At 56.7% G+C, this 2683-nt stretch carries 1 protein-coding gene; it reads right to left on the bottom strand.

The genetic code is table 11. From position 1 onward, the window contains the following. The coding region (locus A2I95_RS30420) for a polysaccharide deacetylase family protein (protein ID WP_291735876.1) at window positions 1-1557 on the bottom strand (1557 nt) is incomplete at its 3' end. Window positions 1558-2683: the final 1126 nt, after the last annotated feature.

Here is a 2683-nt window from a genome sequence, read left to right as displayed (position 1 = left end):
GCCGATTGCGAGCACCGTCCAGAACACAAAGACCAGTGATTTCTGCGCAAACCACACCATTGAAAACGACACACGGTCAAAGGCGGGTGAACCGCCCTCGGCCACCGGCATCAATGCCGCCGGGGTGGTTCCCAAAAGATCGGCCAGCGTGGTGAATTCATAGCCTTTTTCCTTCAAGGAGCGGATAATTGGGCGGACCGCGTTGACAGAGGCGGTGCGGTCCTGCCCGCCATCATGCAGTAGAATGACATTGCCATTTCCCTGTTCGACTTGGTCGATCACGAAGTTTGCAATTTGGCTGCTGTCCCAGCCTTCCCAGTCCTTTGGTACGATTTCCATGCCGGCAATAACGAAACCGCGGTCTTCGGCTGCTTCCAGAGAGGCGACCCGCTCGGCGCTGATCGGACCGCCGCTGCGCTGAAAAGGTTCCCGATACAGCATTGTTTTCCGCCCTGCCGCTCCAGCTAGGATCTTGTCCAAGAGGGAGAATTCCAGGTCGACGCGGGTTTGGGAAATCAGATCCATTCTGGGATGGGAGAAACTGTGGGCTCCGATTTCATGGCCTTCGTCCATCATCCGGGCGACCAGATCGGGAGAATCCATGATACTTGTGCCAACGACGAAGAAGGAGCCTGGAACATCTTCCTGCTGTAGAATGTCCAGAATGTCCTTGGTGTATTTTTCGTGCGGTCCATCATCGAAAGTCAGTACCAGCTTTCGGGTGTCGGGCTTGCCGTATCGCTCGATGGAGTAGGGTTTGGGCAACAGGCTGTAGGTCTGGTTGCTGATCCGGCGGGTCCCGGCCTCGAATGCAAGCTGGCGCACGCCGCCCGATGCCCGCTGATCAATGCGGAACATTGCACCCTGGCCTTGATAGTTCACGTAGTTGTTGAGCTCTACAATTTTCAGAGCAGTCTCCAGAACTTCTTTGCCGTCATTCTGATGCTGTAGAATTTTCCAGATCCCCGGGTCTTCCATGCCAAGAGACCAGATTGCGACATTGGCGATGCCAAGCTCTTTAAGGCGGATCAGCTGATTATACGCGGACGCGGCATCCTGCATCCAGATCTTGCGCTGGCGCCCTTGCGCGTCACGGTAGCGGCTCATGCTGTTTGAAGCCATGGCACTGAAACGCAGGTCTGCACCGGCCGTCCCGATCCTGTGCATAGTTTCTGCAAAGGAGAGAGTTTCCGGATTGCTCACCCCGGACGTCCATTCGACTGAAAAACTGCCAATGGCGACAACGAGCTTGTCCATTCCAATGAATTTGACGGCTTGCGCAGCGGTGTCTTCAAACCAGCCATAGGGAGAGACCGGCCCTGGGACGGATTCTGTCCAGGGCTGATGAAAGAGTTTCAGTATGACCTGGTCAAAAAGCGCTGTCAGATCCGTGTCCTTCCAGACAGTTTGGCTACCGTCGAAAACGGTGCAGGCCGTCAGCTCGCGGGCACGGAATACCCCGGATACACGCGACATCAATGGTTCAAGGCCCCGGAATTTCTCAGGCTTCAGGCCCGTGAAGTCGAGGCAGGCGCCCTGCGCGTTCAAATCCGCCACTGCGTTTGCCAGCCCTTCAGCAAGCGCCTCGGCCTGTTCCGGGGCGGAAATCCCTTCAAGGAATTCATCGTTCTGCCCGCCGCCAACGAGCCGCACGGCGGGCAGCAGCTGCGGGCGGGAAGCCGCGTCTGCAATGTATTCCTCAACAGCAATCCGGGTGTCTTTGCTGATCAGAGAGACTGCGGGGCGGCCCTGCTCTTCAATAATGCTGATCCATTCAGGCACGATGACCCCAGCTTGGCCGCAGCTGTCATCCAGAGATAAGAAAGCCCATTCCGCGGACACAGGCACATGTGCGTATACCCGGGGTACGGATGTATCTGCCATTGCCGAGAAATAAGGCTGTTTGCGGCCCGCACTGCAGTCAGCACTTGCCTGGGGGGAGGGCACCGTGGATGCCAGATGTTCCAGGTTGCGGTAATCGTATGCGTCTACGGAGGCAGGCTGTTGGCTGCTGCCGCTGAGAAACGGGTTCAGCTCACGGATGGCCGATTGCAAAGAGAACGATCCATTCAGAAAAAGTATGGCCCAGCAGAGGATGGCCGTGCTTACAGCGATCAGAACGGCTCTTACACGGCGGATTCTGATCCGCTTGGGGTCATCGAACACCCTTGCTGACGACGCGCGGAGTTCCAGCTTGTCCTGATGAAAGGAAAAACGCTTCAAATTCCGGTCCCCCGAGAGAAGCCGGACTGTTTATAAATGGCGGGCAGGCACACACCTGCCAAGCGCCTAAAGACACTGTTGTAAGCCACGGTCCCCCGACCCCCAAGAACGCCAACACCGCCGTCAAATGTGCGCGGGACCTGTCCCCACAATTCCCCAGTGCACATCAAGCAGATCTGGCAATACTGAAGATAATTTCAGCACTGCTGACTTGCTTGTCAAAATTTTCTCAAATTTTCGTCGAATTTCCCAAATTCAGTCCGAATGGGGGTGACAATTCCCCGTGCTTCGGCGGATTGTTGAGTGGAATGCCTAACATGTGGCTGAATTAGTCAGGCCAGCGGGACGCTGTTCTCTCTGAGGGGGGGCTGCCTTGTCTCCCTTCCGGATCGGGCGGCTGAAAGCAGGCTTGTGGCCACCTCATACAGCCTCATGCCGCCAGCAACCGGGGCAGCCGGGC

The organism is Leisingera sp. F5 (assembly GCF_001593695.1).
The sequence above is the reverse complement of the archived record's forward strand: the minus strand, read 5'-3'. Positions and strand labels throughout refer to the sequence as shown.